Origin of the sequence: Paragemmobacter ruber, from assembly GCF_009908315.1 — a bacterium.
In the GTDB taxonomy this organism is placed as follows: Bacteria; Pseudomonadota; Alphaproteobacteria; order Rhodobacterales; family Rhodobacteraceae; genus Paragemmobacter; species Paragemmobacter ruber.
In genome coordinates, this window is sequence record NZ_JAAATW010000001.1 from 244,578 (window position 1) to 263,033 (window position 18,456).

The following is an 18,456-nucleotide window of genomic DNA, read 5'->3' on the forward strand; positions in this document are numbered from 1 at the left end:
CAGTGGATCAAATCAGCCCTGAACGGGCTCTATCCCTCTGTCTTTCGAAGACTCCCTGAACCAGTCGGCATCGTAGCCCCGGTCGGCAATCCGCCATTCGGCAGCCGGCAGGCTGCCCAGCAGGGCGGCGGCACCGGTGTAGTCATTGACCGCGCCCGCCGTCATGAAGAACCGCAACGGGCGGCCATCGCGTCGGTCACGGCGTGCAGCTTGGCATTCAACCCGCCCTTGGTCCGCCCGATGAGGCGGCCGCGCTTGTCGTCGGGCCCCCCTTTTTACCAACAGGTTTGAGGCCGTGCGGTGCGCCTTCAAATACGTCGCGTCTATCATGACGACCTTCTCCCCGCCGCCTTCGGAGGCCAGCCCCTCCATCATCCGAGCGAAGACCCCCATATCGCCCCACCGCTTCCATCGGTTATAGAGCGTCTTTGGGGGGCCATACTCACGGGGCGCATCACACCACCGCAACCCATTGCCATTGATGAAGATTATGCCGCTCAAAACGCGCCGGTCATCCACCCGCGGCTTGCCATGGCTCTTCGGGAAGGACGGCTTCAACCGCTGCATCTGTTCGTCGGCAAGCCAGAAAAGGATGCACATCTTCACCCCCGTCAGTTCACGGGCTTGAATCACGCAGGCCGGGCAGCCTCAACCAGATGAATGGGTCCTGACCCTAGGGGCCTGCGACAGGCATTTTTTCCTTCACCAAGTCTGCAAGCTTTCGATCAACCTCAGTACACCCCTCATCATACCGACGGAAATACTCCATATCCCGTACATGTTCGTGCCTTGGCGTTGCCGCATCACCTCGGGTCATCTTGACCGAGGTGAAGAAACTCAAGCTCTGTATTGGATAATGGTTCAATTGAAATCGAGTGATGTCAGACACCGTGCGGCTCGAATCGGCTCCTTTGACCTTATGTATGCCAACTGAGGATTGACGCTTCAGAACGCTGGTCCGGCACATATACTTCGTATTGATATGCCAGTTCACTCCCGGCTTTCGCAACACAAAGGACATCCTGACACTTTCTGGCTGCTCAACAAAACCACCGCTTCCAAACATCACCCAATTGGAATAAATCACGTCGAAATTGCTAAACTCCCGCAAAGCATCTGGGATGCTATCACCACTTGGACAGAACCAGTACTCGTCAAGATCAGCGACCAGCAACCAATCACAGTTTTGCTTGATTTTGAAATGCTTTATTGCAGTCCAATAATGCTGAGTCTGTTTATACTTTTCGGGCAACTCAATTACGCGAACACGACCGCCTTTCTCCCATTGCCGTGCTTTCTGCAAAGTATCGTCTGTGCTTCCGTTGTCGATGAGATAAATCATGTGAGCACCAACCCAGAGGTAGTGCTCAATCCATTCATCAATACTGATGGATTCATTCTTCATAATTGCCAAGACGCCAAATTTAATTGGACGCGCTAAAGTTTCTTCGCGCCTCTTAGCGAGCCATTCACGTCTCCGCCTCTTTGCATAAGAAATAAGTCCTTGAAGCAAAATATTTCTCCAGCTTCCTTTGAACGACTACGCACTTATCAGATAGATTAGTTGGGGTACTGAGTGGTTAACATGCGGCGCAACCCACCGAAGAACTAAGTGTTGATGACGTAAACAGTGTTCTCTGCGATTCGACAAGTTTAGGATAGCTTGTCGCCAAGCTAATTGGATCGGGCCAGTTTAAAAAGCGCTTTTCGCCCCGAGCGCCCTCGGTATCCTTGCAACCAACTGCATTCGGAGGATTCAACCGTACTTCCGAAAAAATCTCACACGGCATGCCATCTTTTCACAGCGCAGAACAACTCCATGCGGCTACTATTACCTGTAGGAACTAGTTTGCCAAACGGCAATCAAAATGACCCGCGTAAATTTGACAAAGCAGACAAAAGTCCCACGTAACCGCCGCTTTGGGCGCGGCGGGGATACACGCTAACCTGACCTGTTCGGGGTAGGCCGGGGGGTGGGGGTGGCCCCGCCCCTGCCGGACCAGCCCCGCGTCCGGTGTCTACGTCCGCAGCCGAGACGCCACCGTTGGCTAGCCCAGCCACGTTCGCGCCCCTCCCCGGCGCGGCAGCCGTCCGAGGAGGGGGAAATAGCCTTAACCGGGCAACGTCCGGGGAATGACAAGGCCGCCCCTGCCGGATAGCGTGGAGGGATAGTCAGGAGGAAATTGGATGCTGCGCCGGTTGATCGCCCCCGCCTTGGCCCTTGACCTTCTGCCCGGCATGGGCGCTGCCAGCGAAGAAGGCGCGAAGGCCCCGCGGGCGATGTGGACGGCTTTTGAGTGCGGCACCTATGCTGAGTTGGCAAGGAAGGCAGATCGAGCCAGTGACCACTACGCGACCGGGCTAGACGCCGGGCGGCGGTTCTATGCTGCCTTGGAAGCTGGGACGATCACCGACGAAGAACTCAGCCAGCATGCCCCCATGATCCTCGGTTCTCTCAACGCCGGGCCTTCGGTGGACTTCATCCTGGGCAGAGTGTTCCATTATGCGACGGACGCAGCACGATCCGACGTGTCGCAAGAAGACCAACACGGGCTTCCACTGCCAATCAAAGACTGGCTTCTTGAGCCGGAACTGATCGCTACGAAAGCGAACATGCTCTACAGCGCGGGCAACTGCGACCTTCTCTGACGGCCCGGCAGTGCGCCCAGATCGGGCCGGGCTGCCCAACTGCCCCTGCCGGGGAAAGGTGCGACAGCCTGCCACACCCAAGCCCAGAGCCGCCCGACACGGCAGACACGGCCCAGCGCATGCGCCTTTAGTGCCCATTTAGTGCCCCTAGCGGGAAGCGCCAAATTTCTCAATCATTTCGATAGTATTGGCGGACAGTGAGGGATTCGAACCCTCGAGACGGTTCCCCGCCTACACACTTTCCAGGCGTGCGCCTTCGACCACTCGGCCAACTGTCCTTGCGGCACTCCTTAAGCGGTGAAACTTGGCGGCGCAAGGGGCTCGACGGATCAATCCATCAAGGTGATCGACACGCGGCGGTTCTGGCGGCCTTTCTTTTCGATCCGGCCAATCTCCACCCGGCCGATTTCGGCCGTGCGGGCGACATGGGTTCCGCCGCAGGGTTGCAGGTCCACCTGCGTCGCGCCCTCGCCGATCCGCACCAGCCTGACCCGCCCCTGCCCCATCGGCGGCTGGACCGACATGGTCTTCACCAATCCCGGATTCCTCAGCAACTCGTCATCACTGATCCAGCTGTCGGTCACCGGCAGATCCAGCCCGATCAGCGCATTCAGCCGATCCTCCAGCATCTGCACATCCGCCGGCGGATCAGGCATATCGAAATCCAGCCGTCCCCGTTCCGTTCCGATCTGTCCACCTGTCACGGGCAGCGGGATCACGACCGACAGGAGGTGCAGCGCCGTGTGCACGCGCATGTGGCGATGACGGCGGTCCCAATCCAGGATCTGGGTCACGATCGCGCCCATAGGCGGCATGCCCGCCGGTTCGGCCGGCACCAGCGCGATGCGGCCGCCCTCGGCCTTGACGGCGGTCGCGATGGGCAAGCGCCCGCCCTCCCAGACCAACCAGCCGGAATCTCCCGGCTGCCCCCCGCCGGTGGCGTAAAAGAGGCTGCGGTCGCAGATTACGCCGCCCTCGGCGGTATGGGCGATCACCGTCGCCTTGGCCTCGCGCAGATAGGCGTCGCTGCGAAACAACGGCTCGGTCATCCTGCGGCCTCCTCACTCCCGCTGTCGCGCGCCCGGGTGGCGGTGCGTGGCATCGGATCCCCGGCCTCTTGCGCCGGCGAGGCAGGTGCCAACCCGCGCAGTGCGCGACCCAGGGCATCCACGTTGCGCAGGTAAACCTCGGTCTGCGCGAAGGGGATCTCGATCCCTTCTTCTTCGAAACGCTTGACGATCTGGTGGTTCACCTCGGTGCGCACCGACAGCGAGAAGTTCACATCCCGCAGGATCATGCGGATTTCGAAATTCATCGCATCGGCGCCAAATCCCATGAAGGCCACCAGTGGCGGCGGGTTCAGCACGGCCAGTGGTTGCGCCTCGGCAATCTCGCGCAGGACACGCTCCACCTTGCGGGTGTCGGTCCCGAAAGCCACCGAAACGGGCACGATCAGCCGCCCGGAAAGGTTGAACCTTGTCCAGTTCGTCACCTGCTGCGTCACCAGATCGGCATTGGGTACGATGACATCCGAACGGTCGAAGGTCTGGATCCGCGTGGAACGGACCGAGATGGATTTCACCGTCCCCTGAACCTGCCCGACCTCGATCCAGTCGCCTTCGCTGACGGGGCGTTCGATCAGAAGGATGATGCCCGACACAAAGTTCGACACGATGTTCTGCAGGCCGAAACCGATGCCCACAGACAGCGCACCGGCAACGATGGCAAGGCCCGACAGATCAATCCCGGCAAAGTTGATGGCGATGAGCGCGGCAAGGAAAATGCCGATATAGCCCACCCCCGACACGATCGCATTCTGCCCGCCCTGATCCAGCGTCGTGCGGGGCAGCACCGATCCGCGAAGCGCCCCCTGGAACAGCCGCGTCACGGCATAGCCCACGGCGAAGATCACGGCAAAGATCAGGAAATCGGTGGGCGAGACGCGCGTCTGGCCGATCTGGAACCCGTTCAGGAAGCGCTGCCACAACTCGGTGATATCGGCCAGCCGCGCCCCCCAGACCAGCGCGAACAAAGGCAGCGATGCCAGCGTCATCGCAAAGCCGATCAGCACGGGGATCAGCCCGTCCTGATCCGCGGCATCGGATTTGGTGACCAAGCCGTAAAGATCGCCCACCAGACGTTGGGCTACGAACAAAAGCGCCACCAGACCCAGCGAGATCACCGAAGGGAAAACAAGCGCGGTCGCGGCTGCAATATAGCCGATCGCCCCCAGCACCACGCCGGCAAGGCCCGTCAGCATCACCCCCCGCGCCAAGAGGCCCAGCACGCGCAGGCCGATGCTCGGCCCTTCTTCCCCGGCCGCCACGCTGCGCACATGGCGGCGCAACAGCTGCCCCATGCGGAAGATCAGCACCGCCATCGTGGCAAGCAACGGAAAACCCAGCACCGCATTCGCGGTATCGCTGGCCCGCAACTCGGCCATGACAACCTGCAAGACAGCCTCAACCCCCAGCACAAGGCCAATGGTGCGGGCCAGAAACCGCCCCTCGGCCCTGCGCTCGGGCACCTCGATGCCGGACAGGTCGATCCCGTCATCGAAGGGAAAGATCGTGGTGCCCAGCCAGTTCGCCGCCACCATCGTGAAGACGACGCCCGGCAGCAGGACGGCCAGTTCCGATCCGACCCGCCCGAACAGCCCGGTCAAAAGCAAGGCCTGGCTCAGGGCAATCGCGCCAAGCGTGGGCAGTACGACCTGCATCATAGAAAGAAGCAGCAGCACGACCCGCCGCCCGCGCGCCGTGCGCGGCAGGGGCAATCTGCGCTGCAACGGCGCCAGCACGCGCCGCGATTGCGAGATGAGGGCAAGGCCAAGCGCACCCAGCAGCACGATCAGCGGCAGATTGTCCACCAGCGCCTCGCGCCCATCCCCTTGCGTCCAGCGCGAGCTTGTCTCGGTCCATAGCGCCACGGTCGCATCGCGCAGGAACGCCAGCCCGGCCGGCCAGTTCGCCGGATTGATGGGCGAAGGCCAAAGCTGCAAAAGCTGGCTCGCCTGCCGCTCGCGCAGCACACGGTCCACTTCGCCGATCAGGCCATCGGCGCGGCGATAGGCCTCTTCCGCGGCAATGCCCGGCGCCTGCAATCGGACAAGCTGATCGGAAAGCTGCTGCCTTCGCGTCGCGATTTCGGCCGCCTCCGTTTCGCCCTCGGCGGGCGCAGGGCCAAGGGCGGCGATCTGGTCGCGCAGGGTGGCGATGCGGGTGGAGTTGGTGTTCTGCGCCACCAGAAAGGCGGCGCGCCAATCCACGATCTGCGTGCGCAGGTTATCAAGGATCCGGCTGTCGACATCGGGATTTGCCAGCACCGACTCGGCCCGCTCGGCCGCACGTTCCCATGCCGCGTAATCAAGCGTCGAACCGCTGCGCCCCTGCCCCTTGGACACTACCACGGTGGTGCCCTGCGGCGTGACGGTGACGGTCGGTGCGGCTGCCGGGGGGCTCTGGGCGGGAGCTTGCCCCGTGGGTGTCTCTGCCGTGGCGCCGGGCTGTGCGCTGTCGTCCTGCGCCGCAGGGGCATCCGCAGGGGCCTCCTGCTGCGCAAGGGCGGGCAGCGCGGGGCCAAGCGCCACAGCCATCACCATGACCGCCAGCCATGACCGCCACCCGGCAAGGGCCTTGCGTCCGGCCTCGTGCCTCAGGTCCCGGGGCGCGCGCCCATCGCGCAGGTCCTGCGCTGTCATGCGTCCTCGAACACCGTGGGGATCGCCCGCGGCGCACGGTCAAGCCAGGCCGGAACCGGCAGGCCTTTTTCCTTCAGGAACGCGGGGTTGTAGAGCTTTGACTGATAGCGGTTGCCGTAGTCGCACAGGATCGTCACGATCGTGTGGCCCGGCCCCATGTCGCGCGCCATGCGGATCGCGCCCGCGATGTTGATGCCCGACGATCCGCCAAGGCAGATGCCTTCTTCCTGCAACATGTCAAAGACAAGGGGCAGCGCCTCGGCATCCGGGATGCGATAGCTGAAATCCGGCTTGAACCCTTCGAGGTTCGCCGTGATGCGCCCCTGCCCGATCCCTTCGGTGATCGACGTGCCGGGGCTTTCCAACACGCCCGTGGTGTAGAAGGAATGCAGCGCCGCGCCCTCGGGATCGGCCAACCCGATCTTCACGCCCCGGGGTTGCAACGCCATGCCGACACCGGCAAGCGTGCCGCCCGATCCCACCGCGCAGATGAAGCCATCCACCTTGCCCCCGGTCTGATCCCAGATTTCCGGCCCCGTCGTTTCGATATGCGCCTGACGGTTGGCCACGTTGTCGAACTGGTTCGCCCAGATCGCCCCGTTCGGCTCTGTCCGTGCCAGAGCCTCGGCCAGACGGCCGGAATAGCGGACATAGTTGTTGGGGTTCTTGTAGGGCGCGGCCGGCACCTGCACCAGTTCCGCCCCGGCCAGCCGCAGCATGTCTTTCTTTTCCTGGCTTTGCGTTTCGGGGATCACGATCACCGTGCGGAACCCCATCGACGCCCCCACCAGCGCCAGCCCGATGCCGGTATTGCCTGCTGTCCCCTCGACGATCGTGCCACCGGGCTTCAACGCGCCCCGCGCCACCGCGTCCCGGATGATGTAAAGCGCGGCGCGATCCTTCACCGATTGCCCCGGATTGAGAAACTCGCACTTGCCCAGAATGGTGCAGCCCGTCATTTCGCTGGCATGCTTCAGCTTGATCAGGGGCGTGTTGCCGATCGTCTCGGCCAGATCGCTGTAAATCCGCATCGGGGCTGTCCTTCACCTTTTGCCCAACGTGTAGGCGCAGGCGGCGGGAATCTCAAGCCATGCAGGGCAATCGAGCGGTTTCACCCCACGCTTCCCGCCCAAACAGTTTCAAATAATTTCAGTGAGCGGATGCTGACAGCCGGCCCTATCGTGCACGGCTACCGAAAGCCCGGCGAAAAGACCGGGCGCACTAACCGGACCGCTCGCCCGAGGGGGGCCGCGGAGACGGCGCGAAGAACAGCACCCCTCAGGGAAAGGAACGAAACGCATGACCCAGGCGGTCCATCCGGTAGACGAGGTTCTACCAACCCCCAAGCTCTTCACCCTTGGTCTTCAGCATGTGCTTGTGATGTATGCCGGCGCCGTTGCGGTGCCCCTGATCATCGGACGCGCGCTGAAACTGGAACCGGCCGATGTGGCCTTCCTGATTTCGGCCGATCTCTTTGTCTGCGGCCTTGTCACGCTGATCCAATCGCTGGGCGCGACGCAATGGTTCGGCATCCGCCTGCCGGTGATGATGGGCGTGACCTTTGCGGCCGTAGGGCCGATGGTGGCCATGGCGAACACGAATGGCGGGCCAGAAGGCGCGCGGGCGATCTTTGGCGCGATCATGGCAGCGGGCGTCATTTCCATACTCGTCGCGCCCTTCATCAGCCGGATGCTGCGCTACTTTCCGCCAGTCGTGACGGGGACGATCATCCTTGTGATCGGCGTCAGCCTGATGCGGATTGGCATCAACTGGATCTTCGGAAACCCCGTCGGCCCCACCGCGCCGCAGATCGTGAACCCGGCCCATGCGGCGTGGCTCTCTTCCGTGACAGAAGGGCTGGCCGCTGGAAGCGCGACGGGCATCGCCCCGCCACCGGAAGGGCTGGCGCTGGCGGCACGGATGGACAATCCTGCCTACGCGCCCTTGGGCAACATCGCCGTGTCCACGGTCGTGCTGCTATCAATCCTTCTGATCGCCCGCTTCGGCAAAGGCTTCGTGGCAAACATCTCGGTCCTCCTCGGGATCGTCGTCGGGGCGGTGATTGCGGTGGCGACGGGCGCCATGACCTTTGACAAGGTGGGAGAAGCAGCATGGTTCGGGCTGATCACGCCGTTCCACTTCGGGGCGCCGATCTTTGATCCCGTGATGATCCTGACCATGGTTCTGGTGATGATCGTGGTGATGATCGAATCAACCGGCATGTTCCTTGCGTTGGGCGACATGACGGGACGGAAGGTCAGCCAGCCGATGCTGTCGGCCGGGTTGCGAACCGATGGTCTGGGCACGTTGATCGGGGGCATCTTCAACACCTTCCCCTACACTTCCTTCTCGCAAAACGTGGGGTTGGTGGGCGTCACGGGGGTGCGGTCGCGCTATGTCTGCGTGGCCGGGGGCATCATCCTGATCGTGCTGGGCCTTGTGCCGAAGATGGGTGCGCTGGTGGAAAGCGTGCCGACCATGGTGCTGGGCGGTGCGGGGCTGGTGATGTTCGGCATGGTCGCGGCGACCGGCATCCGCATCCTTGCGGGCGTCGATTTCGCCCGGAACCGAAACAACCTGTTCGTCGTGGCGGTCAGCCTTGGCTTCGGGATGATCCCGCTGATCGCCCCCAACTTCAAGATGTGGATGCCCCATGCGATCCACCCGCTGATCGAAAGCGGCATTCTGCTTGCCTCTGTCGCGGCGGTGCTGCTGAACGCCTTCTTCAATGGCGCGACCCTGAACGAAGACGACATCAAGGCCGCTGCCGCCGCCGCCGATCATTGAGACAAGGCAAACAAAAGGGCGGCGATCCCTGATCGCCGCCCTTTTTTCATTTTCTTACAATGGCTTATTCGGCCTTGGCGACAAGCAATCCGTCCGCCTTCAGCCCGGCATAGCTTTCATCCAGCGACTTCTTCGCCCGTTCGATCAGGGTATCAATCTCGCCCGGCGTGATGACCAGCGGCGGCGCGATGATCATGCGGTCGCCCACATGGCGCATGATCAGGTTGTTGGCAAAGCACCGCTCGCGCGTGCGCAGGCCGACAGTGCCCGCCTCGGAGGCGAATTTCGCGCGCTTGGCCTTGTCGGGCGTCAGCGCGATGGAACCCATCAGACCCACGAGTTTCGCTTCACCCACCAGCGGGTGGTCGGCCAGCGCGTCCCAGCGTTCCTTGAGGTAGGGGTGCGCCACATCGCGGACATGGTCGACGATGCCCTCTTCCTGAATGATCCGCAGGTTTTCCAGCGCGACCGCCGCGGCCACGGGGTGGCCGGAATAGGTGTAGCCGTGGAAGAATTCGCCCCCTTCCGCCACGACCGCCGCCACCTCGTCGCAGACGATGGAGCCACCGATGGGCTGATAGCCCGAGGACAGGCCCTTGGCGATCGTCATGATATGCGGCTTGATCCCGAAGGTTTGCGAACCGAACCAGTTGCCGGTGCGGCCAAAGCCGGTGATGACCTCATCCGCGATCAGAAGGATGCCGTATTTGTCGCAAATCCGTTGGATTTCAGGCCAGTAGGTAGCGGGCGGGACGATCACGCCACCTGCGCCCTGAATGGGTTCACCGATGAAGGCCGCGACGTTTTCGACGCCGAGTTCGAGGATCTTGTCCTCCAACTGCTTGGCGCGTTCGATGCCGAAATCGGCCTCGGTCATCGCGCCGCCCTCACCCCACCAATAGGGCTGGTCGATATGGACGATGCCGTCGATCTTGCCGCCATGGGCATGGATCGGGGCCATGCCGCCCAGGCTGCCGCCGCCCATGGTGGAGCCGTGATAGCCGTTCTTGCGGGCGATGATGATGCGCTTGTCGGGCTGGCCCTTGACCTGCCAATAGCGGCGGACAAGGCGGATGTTGGTATCATTCGCCTCGGACCCCGAACCGGCAAAGAAGACGTGGTTCAGATCGCCGGGCGCGATCTCAGCCAGTTTGGCGGCCAGCGCGATGGCGGGGACGTGGGTCGTCTGGAAGAAGGTGTTGTAATAGGCCAGTTCTTCCATCTGGCGCGCCGCCACCTCGGCCAGTTCGCGGCGGCCATAGCCGATATTGACGCACCACAGGCCCGCCATGCCGTCGATGATCTGCTTGCCTTCGCTGTCGGTCAGCCAGACACCCTTGCCGCGGGTGATCACCCGCGCGCCCTTGGCCGCCAGACCGTTGGAATCGGTGAAGGGGTGCATGTGATGCGCGGCGTCGAGCGCCTGAAGTTCGGCGGTCGGCAGGTGGTTGGTGATCATGTTCATGGCAGGGCCTCGCGGAATCAACGGCCCGCCGGGACGACAGGCATTAGGGTGAGCATAGGGTCAAATCGGCGCACACTCAAGAAATTTGATCAAATTCCGGCGCATTGCAGTCCTGCCTGCGGAAAAGCGTGCCTTTCCAAGGATCTGGCAAAAATCGGCGTGCAGCAACGCGTTCAACACCGCGTGCAGACAAGCGTATGCCAAAACGCGCGCCGCTTCGGCCCGGACGCCGGGTCAGACCCCGCCTTCGGCCTGCGCCTGACGGATCTGGTCGATCCCCTGCTGGATGTCGTTCTCGATGGCGCGCGCCAGCGCGGCCCGGTCGCCCGCCCGCATGGCGGCGAGCGCCTCTTCATGCCGGTCAGGCAGCGCCGCCGCGCCGTAGCGGGCGCAAACCACGCGCAGCGACGGCCCGAAACGCAGCCAGAGCCCGCGCGCGATATCGACAAGGATCGGCGCATCCGATGCCTCATACAGCGCGAAGTGGAAGGCGTGGTTGGAGCCAAGGTATTCCGACACCGACCCCGCGCGGATGGCGCGGTCCACGTGATCGTCGATGGCCTCCAGCCGGTCGATCAGCGCGGGGGTGAGATGCGCCCCGGCCAGTTCGGCCAGTTTCGGCTCGACCGTCAGGCGCACGAAGGCCAGCTGATCGAGAAGCGCGGGCGTAAGCTGCGGCACGGCCACGCGGCGGTTGCCCTGCGGCATCAGCGCGCCTTCCGCCGTCAGGCGTCGGATCGCCTCGCGCACAGGTGTCATCCCGGCATCGAGGTCGCGGATCAACCCCTGGATCGTGACAGGCTGGCCGGGCAGCAGGTGGCCGAACAGGATCATGTCGCGCAGGCGGCCATAGGTCACCTCGTGCGATGGTATCTTCCGCGTGTCGTCGTCCATGCGCCCCGCCCTGCCTGACCAGCGACACCTAACCCCGGCGCCTGCATTTGATCAAGTTGCAATGCTCTGGAAGGGCCCGGCGTCTATGTCACAGCCCGGCGCGCAGGCGGGCGCGTTCGCGCTGAAGCCAGAGCGCGGTCAGGATCAGGGGGGAATTCGCGATCTCGCCGCTGGCGACAAGCTCCATCATGTGGTCGAAGGCGATCAGGTGGCCGCGGATATCCTCGGCCTCATCCGCCTGCCCGAAGACCCCGGCGATGCCGTCGGGCAGATCGGCCAGACCCACATAGGAGTAGAGGTATTCGGTCAGGATGCCCGGGCTGGGGTAATAGGATGCGGCGGGCAGCAGCGGGCCCAAGGTGAGACCCGCCTCCTCCACCGCCTCGCGGCGCGCGGCCTCTTCCGGCGTCTCGCCCGCGTCGATGCGCCCGGCGATGGCCTCAAGCTGCCATGCGGCGGCATCGCCCCGCGCCATCGGCCCCGCGCGGAACTGTTCGATCAGAAGCACACGGTCGCGGACCGGATCATAAGGCAGCACCGTCACGGCGTCGCAGCTGACAAAGACCGCCCGATCCACGGGCGCGTTCATCGCGCCGTCGAACTGCCGCCAGCCGACGCGCCATTCCTCGACCGCGAAGAAACGGGCATAGGGCACCTCGCGCGCGGTGACGTGCAGGTCATCCGCGCGGGGCGCGCGGCGCAGCGTGGCCGGTTGCGGCGCGGCGGCGCGCAGGCGGCTGGCCCCGCGCACCAGCATCGCGCCATAGCGCGCGGCAAGGGCCGAGGCCGGCAGCTTGCCGCGCAGGGCCATGAAATCCTGCGCTGTGGCCACGGCGGTGGGGCCATAGCGCCCCGCCCAATCGGCAAGGCGCCACGCCTGCCCCGGCTGCCACAGGCCCGGGCGCGGCAGGTAGACGCGCGCCTCGACCGGGCCGTTATCCGTCTCCACCCGCAGCGTCCGCGCGTCATAGCCGAAGCCGCCTTCATAGAAATCGAGCCGCGCCGCGTCTTCCCCGCTCAGCCCCTCGCACAGCAGCCCCTCGGCGGTGCCATCCGGCGCTGGGAAGATCAGCGGGAATGCCGCCCCTTCCGCCCATGCCACGCTGTGGCCCGCCAGCCGGGCGGGCCGCGTTGCCGCCGCCCGTCCAAGCACCGTCTCCAGAAGCGGGGGGTGGCACAGCGTGCCGTAGAAAAAGAAGGCCACCATCATCCCGTCCTTGCTGCGCGGCCATTAGCGCCAGCGCCGCCCTGCCCATTCCGTCATCATACCCGCCACCGCGCCACCCACGAAAATCGCGATCACGACGGGGGCATGAACCAGCAGCAGGCCGAATTTTATGAACTGGTTGACGATGTCGAGAAGCGCATCCATCGGCCCCGGATAGATGCCGCGCATGGACACCTGCAGCATGGTGGCCACGGCAAAGGCAAACAGCGCCGCCAGCACGGCGGTCATGGCCGTGCGAACACCGGTCGAGGCCGCGTCGATATATCCTGACCGTTTGGCCGCGCCCGAGATGAACCACCCCGCCAGCGCCGCGATCGCGATCGACACGGGGTAGAGGCGCCCCACGCGTTGGGCTTCGGGCAGGACGCCCTCGATCACGATGCACACCACCCAGGCCAGAAAGGCAAAGCTCAACGCGGCAACCAGCTTTGCGGCAGTGGGCATGGGCGTGGCCTCAATTCGGGCGGGTGACGGTAATCTGTGTTACGTCGCAGTTTCCGCCCTGAAACGCCCCGGCGCAAGAGGTGAGATAGAAGTTCCACATCCGGCGGAAGCGTTCGTCAAAGCCGATGCGGGCCACGTCATCCCAATGGGCGTTGAAGGTTTCGTGCCAGCGCCGCAGGGTCAGGCTGTAGCTTTCCCCGAATTCGATCGACCCCTTTACCTTGAGCCCGGCCTTCTCCACCTCGGCCCGCAGCACGGCGGGCGAGGGCAGCATACCGCCCGGGAAGATGTATTTCTGAATGAAATCAACGCCTTTGCGATAGACTTCCCAGCGCTTGTCGGCGATGGTGATGATCTGCAGCGTGGCGTTGCGGCCGGGTTTGAGGCGTTCGCGCAGCGTGTCGAAATAGACCGGCCAATAGCGTTCGCCCACGGCTTCGAACATCTCGATTGAGGCGATGCCGTCATAGGTGCCGCGTTCGTCGCGGTAATCCTGCAGCTTGATTTCCACCCGGTCGGACAGGCCCGCGCGTTCCATGCGCGCCACGGCGTAATCATATTGCGCCTGGCTGATGGTCAGGCCCGTCACCTTCAGCCCGCGCTCGCGGGCGGCATATTCGGCAAAGCCACCCCAGCCGCAGCCGATTTCCAGCACATGTTCGCCGGGGCGCGCGCCCATCTGATCGACCATGGATTTGTATTTTTCCGTTTGCGCGGCCTCGAGGCTTTCCTGCCCCGTGCGGAAGATCGCGCTGGAATAGGTCATCGTGTCGTCAAGCCAGAGGCGGTAGAAATCATTGCCCAGATCGTAGTGATGGCTGATGTTCTTCTTCGCCTGTGCCTTGCTGTTCGACTGCATCCAGAAGCGCAGCCGTTCGAACAGGCGCAAAAGGCCCATGCCGGGAAAGCCGTCGTTGATCGGGTCATTTTCGGGCAGTTGCACAAGGTCCATCAGCGCCTGCAAATCGGGCGAGGACCACCAGCCTTCGAGATAGGCATCGCAGAAGCCAAGATCGCCTTCCCGGATCAGGCGGGCAAAGACATCGGGGTTGTGGATCATCACCTCGCCCACCGGGCCGGGCTTTGGGCCGTCGATGCGGAAGCGGCGGCCATCGGGCAGGACAAAGTCCAGCCGCCCCCGCCCCATCCGTTTCAGCACGTCAAAGGCCGAGGCAAAGTAGCGCGGCAGGCCCGACTGGCCCTTGATGGTGGTCAATACGTCCATGGACTCCCCACGTTTCTTGTTTTTGGCGCAACAGTCACAGATACGCGCGATGCACTCAAGGGTTTCATCTCGTTCGGATTGGCCGTTTCACGGGCCATCGCCAGCCTGACCTAGCGTCAATCGCCCTGCCCTCCGCGCGCAGCATAGGCGGCAAGGGCGCGGGCGCGGCCTTCGGCCAGATCGACGATGGGCGCCGGATAGCGCCGCGCGGGATCAAGGCCCCAGGCGCGCGGGACGGCATCGAAGAAGGACAGCGCCTCAGGGCCGGGCTGGCGGCTGAGTTCGGCGATGAAGCGGCGGCGGTACTGGCCTTTGGGATCGAACTTTTCCACCTGCGTGGCCGGGTTGAAGATGCGGAAATAGGGCGCGGCATCGGGGCCGGACCCTGCCGCCCATTGCCAGCCCATCGCATTGGCGGCGGGGTCCCAGTCGATCAGGCAATCGGCGAACCAGTCCAGACCGATCGTCCAATGCGTCATCAGATGTTTGGTCAGGTAAGAGGCGACGATCATCCGCCCCCGGTTGTGCATCGTGCCGGTCACATACATCTCGCGCATGGCGGTATCGACGAAAGCCTCGCCAGTCATGCCGCGCCGCCAGGCTTCGGCCTGCGGGCCGTCGCCCTGCCACGGGAAGGCATCCCATTCCGGTTTCCAGTTGGCATGGGTGATGTGCGGCGTGTGGTGCATCAGGTGATACGAGAATTCGCGCCAGACGAGTTCCTTCAGAAAGGTCTCGGCCCCCGGGCGGCCCTGATCAAAGGCCATCAGCGCGGCATGCCAGACGCGGCGGATGCCGATCTCGCCATAGGTGAGGTTTTCGGACAGGCGCGATGTGCCGGGTTCCGCAGGCAGATCGCGCGCCTCGGCATAGCGGTCAACGGGGCCGGAGAGAAAGGCATCAAGCCGCGCCCGCGCCGCCTGTTCGCCCACCCGGACATGGGCCGCAACGACCGCCGCGCCGCGCCGCATGGCGGCGCCCGTCTGCCAGTCCTCCAGCCGGTCGGAGGCGGGCCAGTGATCGGGCGCGGGCAGGCGGGCGGGCGCGGCCTCGGGCGCGGCCACATCGCGCCCCCGCACCGCGCGCCAATAGGGGGTATAGACGCGGTAGAACCCGCCCTGCCCCGTCTCGACCGTCCAGGGTTCGTGCATCAGGTGCCCCGCATGGCTTTCAACGCGCAGCCCGCGCGCTTTCAGCGCGGCCTTCACCTCGGTATCCCGGACCTTGGACGCCGGATCGTAGAGCCGCGACCAGAACACGCCCGTGGCCCCGGTCTCGGCCACCAGCGCCTCGAGCACGGCCAGCGCGGGCCCGCGTCGCAGGATAAGACGCGACCCCGCCGCCGCCAGCGTCTGGGCAAAGGCGTCGATCCCCAGCCCCAGGCGCCATTTCGGCGCCGCACCCAGCGCCTCGGTTTCCGGATCAAGGATGAAGACAGGGATCAGGGGCTGCCCGCTTGCCACGGCAGCGGACAGCATCGGCAGGTCATCCAGCCGCAGGTCGCGGCGGAACCAGAGGATCAGGGGAGAGAGGGTCATGCGCGCCAGTCTTGCCTTTTCCCTGATACGACGCGGCCTTGTAGGCGGATCACAAGACCGCGTCGAGGGCCGCGATCAGGCGATCCACATCGCCCGCGCTGGTGTAATGCACCGCGCTCATCCGCAGGACGCCTTTTTCAAGGTCCACCCCCATCGCCGTCAGCGGGCGGACGGCATAGAAATCGCCCGCCCAGCAGGCGATGCCGCGGCGGCCCAGTTCCTCGGACACCGGTTCCGCCGCGCGGCCCAGATCGACGGCAACCGTGGGCGCGCGCCGGGCCGCATCGCGCGGCCCGATCAGGCGCAGGTCATTGCGCCCGGCAAGGTAGTCAAGAAGCGGCGCGATCACCGCCACCTCCTGCGCGCGCATCAGATCATGCACCCCGCGATTGCGCGCCGCCGGATCGCCTGCGATGCCGTGATGGGCGGCCAGCGCGTCGATCAGATCGGCCATGCCCGCACAGGCGGCGATCTGGGCATGATCGGGGCCGGCCGGGGTGAAGCGCTTGTAAAGCGTGCCGTTGTTGAAGAAATGCGCCTGCCCCGGCAGTTCCATGCCAAAGCCCTCGCGGATCACCATGATCCCCTGATGCGGGCCATATGTCTTGTAGGCCGAGAAGAGATAGACATCGCATCCCAGCGCCGGGATGTCGGGAAAGCCGTGCGGGGCATAGCTCACCCCATCCACCACCGTGCGCGCCCCCGCCGCGCGGGCCAGCGCGCAGATCGCGGCCACATCGTTGATTTCCGCCACCACGTTGGAGCAATGCGGAAAACAGATCAACCGCACCTTGCCGTCGGCGAGCAGCGCCTCCAGCGCCGCAGGGTCCAGCGATCCTGTCGCCGGGTCCAGCCGCCATTCGCGAACCTCGATCCCCTCATCCGCCAGGCGCCGCCAGACACCGGAATTCGCCTCGTGGTCCTGATCGGTGACGACGATGGCCAGATCGCGGCCCGACAGCCATTTGCGCACCGCTTGGGCCAGGACATAGGTATTGGCACTGGTCGAGGGGCCGAAGGCGACCTCGTGCCGCGCCACACCCATCATCGCGGCCAGCCTTTCGCGGGCCTCGTCCATCTCTGCCCCGCCCGCCTGCGCGCCGGGATAGGGGGCATAGGGCTGCACCTTGCGGTCGGTATAGAAGCGGTGCAGGCGATCTACCACCTGACGGCAGGGAAAGCTGCCGCCTGCGTTTTCAAAGAAGGCATGGGTGGACAGGACCGGCGAGGCAAAGGCCGGAAATTGCGCGCGGACGAAGGTGAGGTCGAGGGCGGTCATGGTGTCGGGGTCTTTCCTTACAGCGTTTCCAGTCGGACCCGGGCAGCCCCGCACGGGCGGGGCCATCCCGTTCCGTGGCAGGTCTTCCAGCCGGGCCGCCGGGATGGCTCCCCCGTCGGCAGAGGCGCGGCGCAGGCGCCGATCCTCAGGTCCCGTGATACCGGGCCTGCGGGCGCGCGTCAAACCGCCTCAACGCCGGACATCCACCACAACGCGGCCGCGGATGCCGCCGCCAAGGATCGCCCGCCCCAGTTCCGGCAGATTGGCCAGACCGCAGTTCTGCACCATCGGCTCCAGCCGGTCCATCGGCAGATCCGAGGCGATGCGGTTCCATGCCATGACGCGCTGGATATAGGGGACATCGACCGAGTGGATGCCAAGAAGGTTCACCCCCCGCAGCAGGAAGGGCGTGATCTTGAGCGGCACCTCGGCCCCACCGGCAAGGCCCACCGCCGCGACCGATGCATGTGCCCGCATCTGCCCCAGAAGACGGGCCAGCATGGCGCCCCCCACATTGTCGATACAGCCCGCCCAGCGTTCGGATTCAAGCGGTTTGGCCACCGTCCCGGCCAGTTCCGCACGCGGCACGATCCGCGCCGCGCCCAAGGCGCGCAGGTAATCCCCGGCCTCTGGCCGCCCGGTCACCGCCGCCACCTCATAGCCCTGCCCGGCCAGAAGCGCCGTCGCGACCGAACCCACGCCGCCTGCCGCGCCGGTGACCAGCACCTCGCCCTGACCGGGGTGCAGACCATGCGCCTCAAGCGCGATGAGCGCGAGCATGGCCGTGAACCCGGCGGTGCCCACGGCCATGGCCTGGCGCGTGGTCATGCCTGCGGGCAGCGGCACCAGCCAATCAGCCTGAACACGCGCCAATTCGGCATAACCGCCCCAGCGCGCCTCGCCCACGCGCCAGCCGGTCAGGATCACCCGGTCGCCCGCTGCGTAGCGCGGATCGTCGGACTGTTCGACGACGCCTGCAAAATCAATCCCCGGCACATGGGGCCAGACGCGCACCATGCCGCCCCCCGACCCCATGCACAGCGCATCCTTGTAATTCAGCGTGGAGAATTCGACCGCCACGGTCACCGCGCCGGGGGGCAGCTGCGTGGCGGCGATATCCTGCACCGACGCCTGCGTCGCGCCATCCTGCGTCTTCTCAACCACCAGTGCCCGCGCCATCCGCCCCCCCATTCCTGCCGTCACCTGCCCCAGAGAACCGATCGCCCGTCGCAACCGGGCGCCGGATT

Annotated in this window: 15 protein-coding genes and 1 tRNA gene; 2 read left to right on the top strand and 14 right to left on the bottom strand. The window is 64.7% G+C overall.

Going from position 1 to position 18,456, the window contains the following annotated elements; translation table 11 throughout:
- Window positions 1-12: 12 nt before the first annotated feature.
- Window positions 13-600, bottom strand: a complete 588-nt coding sequence (locus GU920_RS01200) for an IS5 family transposase (RefSeq protein ID WP_235932979.1) — start codon at window positions 598-600, stop codon at window positions 13-15.
- Window positions 601-673: 73 nt separating this feature from the next.
- Window positions 674-1,405, bottom strand: coding sequence for a glycosyltransferase family 2 protein (locus GU920_RS01205; protein ID WP_161765120.1), 732 nt, complete (start codon window positions 1,403-1,405; stop codon window positions 674-676).
- A 782-nt stretch (window positions 1,406-2,187) separates the two neighbouring features.
- Here GU920_RS01205 and GU920_RS01210 point away from each other — a divergent pair.
- Window positions 2,188-2,649 carry a hypothetical protein gene (locus GU920_RS01210; protein WP_161765122.1) on the top strand — a complete coding sequence of 154 codons (462 nt, stop codon included), beginning with the start codon at window positions 2,188-2,190 and terminating at the stop codon, window positions 2,647-2,649.
- Window positions 2,650-2,837: 188 nt separating this feature from the next.
- Here GU920_RS01210 and GU920_RS01215 read toward each other — a convergent pair.
- From GU920_RS01215 to GU920_RS01230, 4 genes are all read right to left on the bottom strand, one after another.
- Window positions 2,838-2,927: transfer RNA gene (locus tag GU920_RS01215), tRNA-Ser, on the bottom strand.
- Between the two features lie 51 nt (window positions 2,928-2,978).
- Window positions 2,979-3,698, bottom strand: coding sequence for an alanyl-tRNA editing protein (locus GU920_RS01220; protein WP_161765124.1), 720 nt, complete (start codon window positions 3,696-3,698; stop codon window positions 2,979-2,981).
- Window positions 3,695-6,349: a DUF3772 domain-containing protein gene (locus tag GU920_RS01225; RefSeq protein WP_161765126.1), complete on the bottom strand. Its 2,655-nt coding sequence runs from the start codon at window positions 6,347-6,349 to the stop codon at window positions 3,695-3,697. Before GU920_RS01225 ends, GU920_RS01220 begins: the two co-directional genes overlap by 4 nt.
- On the bottom strand, window positions 6,346-7,380 hold the full coding sequence (locus GU920_RS01230; RefSeq protein WP_161765128.1) for a cysteine synthase A: 1,035 nt from the start codon (window positions 7,378-7,380) through the stop codon (window positions 6,346-6,348). Before GU920_RS01230 ends, GU920_RS01225 begins: the two co-directional genes overlap by 4 nt.
- Before the next feature lie 268 nt (window positions 7,381-7,648).
- Here GU920_RS01230 and GU920_RS01235 point away from each other — a divergent pair, with 268 nt between their 5' ends.
- On the top strand, window positions 7,649-9,136 hold the full coding sequence (locus GU920_RS01235) for a nucleobase:cation symporter-2 family protein (protein WP_161765129.1): 1,488 nt from the start codon (window positions 7,649-7,651) through the stop codon (window positions 9,134-9,136).
- A gap of 64 nt (window positions 9,137-9,200) precedes the next feature.
- Here the strand turns inward: GU920_RS01235 and GU920_RS01240 are convergent, their stop codons facing one another.
- The 8 genes from GU920_RS01240 to GU920_RS01275 form a co-directional block, all read right to left on the bottom strand.
- Entirely contained in the window at window positions 9,201-10,601 is a 1,401-nt protein-coding gene (locus GU920_RS01240; protein WP_161765131.1) for an aspartate aminotransferase family protein, read from the bottom strand.
- A 234-nt stretch (window positions 10,602-10,835) separates the two neighbouring features.
- Window positions 10,836-11,495 (bottom strand): GntR family transcriptional regulator, encoded by a 660-nt coding sequence (locus tag GU920_RS01245; protein WP_161765133.1) that lies wholly within the window; start codon window positions 11,493-11,495, stop codon window positions 10,836-10,838.
- A gap of 88 nt (window positions 11,496-11,583) precedes the next feature.
- Complete coding sequence (locus GU920_RS01250) at window positions 11,584-12,702, bottom strand: NUDIX domain-containing protein (protein ID WP_161765135.1); 1,119 nt, start codon at window positions 12,700-12,702, stop codon at window positions 11,584-11,586.
- Window positions 12,703-12,726: 24 nt separating this feature from the next.
- The gene (locus tag GU920_RS01255) at window positions 12,727-13,167 is read right to left on the bottom strand and encodes a TrgA family protein (RefSeq protein ID WP_161765137.1); all 441 of its coding nucleotides are present in this window, start codon (window positions 13,165-13,167) and stop codon (window positions 12,727-12,729) included.
- A gap of 10 nt (window positions 13,168-13,177) precedes the next feature.
- Window positions 13,178-14,392 (bottom strand): SAM-dependent methyltransferase, encoded by a 1,215-nt coding sequence (locus tag GU920_RS01260; protein WP_161765139.1) that lies wholly within the window; start codon window positions 14,390-14,392, stop codon window positions 13,178-13,180.
- Window positions 14,393-14,508: 116 nt separating this feature from the next.
- Window positions 14,509-15,930: a cryptochrome/photolyase family protein gene (locus tag GU920_RS01265; protein WP_161765141.1), complete on the bottom strand. Its 1,422-nt coding sequence runs from the start codon at window positions 15,928-15,930 to the stop codon at window positions 14,509-14,511.
- Window positions 15,931-15,979: 49 nt separating this feature from the next.
- The gene (locus tag GU920_RS01270) at window positions 15,980-17,209 is read right to left on the bottom strand and encodes an aminotransferase class V-fold PLP-dependent enzyme (protein WP_161765143.1); all 1,230 of its coding nucleotides are present in this window, start codon (window positions 17,207-17,209) and stop codon (window positions 15,980-15,982) included.
- Between the two features lie 189 nt (window positions 17,210-17,398).
- On the bottom strand, window positions 17,399-18,388 hold the full coding sequence (locus GU920_RS01275) for an MDR family oxidoreductase (RefSeq protein WP_161765145.1): 990 nt from the start codon (window positions 18,386-18,388) through the stop codon (window positions 17,399-17,401).
- Window positions 18,389-18,456: the final 68 nt, after the last annotated feature.